Here is a 1277-nt window from a genome sequence, read left to right as displayed (position 1 = left end):
AGAGGTGGTTCTAGGAATCTGAACAGCGGGGATAAGTGGATTGCCGATCTAACAGCGGCCATGCTGGCCGCGAAGAGGAGGCAAGATGAGCAAGCGACCCCGCCGGAATCACAGCCCGGCATTCAAGGCGAAGGTGGCACTGGCTGCTGTGAAGGGCGAGAAGACGCTAGCCGAGCTGGCGCAGCAGTTTGACGTACATCCCAACCTCATCAACCAGTGGCGGGCGCAGCTGCTGGAGGGGGCGGCAGACGTGTTCGGCGCGGGGCCGGCAACGAGCGAACCCGCGGTCGATATATTTGTGCTGCACGCCAAGATTGGCGAGCTGACGCTGGCGAACGATTTTTTGGCCGGTGCGCTCGGGAAAGCCGGTCTGTTGCCGAGCGCAAAGCGATGATCGATCGCGACCATAAGCTGCCGCTGGCTCGCCAGGCGCAGCAGCTCGATATCAGCCGCGGCAGCATCTACTATCTCCCGCGGCCTGTATCCTCGGCCGACCTAGCGATCATGCGGCGGATCGACGAGCTTCATCTGCTCTATCCGTTCGCCGGTAGCCGGATGTTGCGCGATTTGCTCCGGCAGGAAGGCGTGAACATCGGGCGACGGCATGTCGCCACGCTGATGAAGCGAATGGGGCTGGAGGCGATCTACCGCCGCCCGAACACGTCGAAGCCCGCGGCGGGACACAAGATCTATCCCTATCTGCTGCGCAAGCTGACGGTGACCCGGCCGAACGAGGTTTGGGCGACCGACATCACGTACATCCCAATGGCGCGCGGTTTCGTCTATCTGGTCGCCATCGTCGATTGGTTCACCCGGCGGGTGCTGGCTTGGCGGGTGTCGATCTCAATGGACGTCGCGTTCTGCATCGAGGCGCTGGAGGAAGCGCTTGCCCGTTATGGCAAGCCGGCGATATTCAACAGCGACCAGGGCTCACAATTTACGAGTTCCGCCTTCACCGCCGTCCTGCACCGCGAAGAGATCGCCATCAGCATGGATGGAAAGGGTTGCTGGCGCGACAACGTGTTCGTTGAGCGCCTCTGGCGCTCGGTGAAATACGAGGAGGTGTACCTCAACGCCTACGCCACGGTCCCCGAAGCCCGCGCCGGCATCGGCCGATATTTTGCGTTTTATAACAGCGTCCGGCCACATTCAGCCCTTGGTACCAGGACACCGGACCAAGTATACTTCGACCAGCCGCTTCTCGCAGCGGCATGATCAACCAGCGGTGATCCACTTATCCAGGCCGCGAGCCTGTTCAGACAACCGGGACCACCTCA

Annotated in this window: 1 protein-coding gene; it reads left to right on the top strand. The window is 61.7% G+C overall.

Going from position 1 to position 1277, the window contains the following annotated elements; genetic code table 11:
- Positions 1–85: 85 nt before the first annotated feature.
- Positions 86–1215, top strand: a protein-coding gene (locus O6W96_RS19675) for an IS3 family transposase (protein ID WP_435372249.1) whose coding sequence is annotated in 2 segments (ribosomal slippage) — positions 86–347 and positions 347–1215 — 1131 coding nt in all. Because the reading frame shifts where the segments join, the coding sequence is not laid out codon by codon here.
- The last annotated feature ends 62 nt before the right edge of the window (positions 1216–1277 follow it).

The sequence above is a fragment of the Sphingomonas faeni genome (assembly GCF_040407495.1).
Classification (GTDB): domain Bacteria; phylum Pseudomonadota; class Alphaproteobacteria; order Sphingomonadales; family Sphingomonadaceae; genus Sphingomonas; species Sphingomonas faeni_D.
Note: the sequence above shows the minus strand (reverse complement) of the source record. Positions and strands in the feature narration are given on the sequence as shown.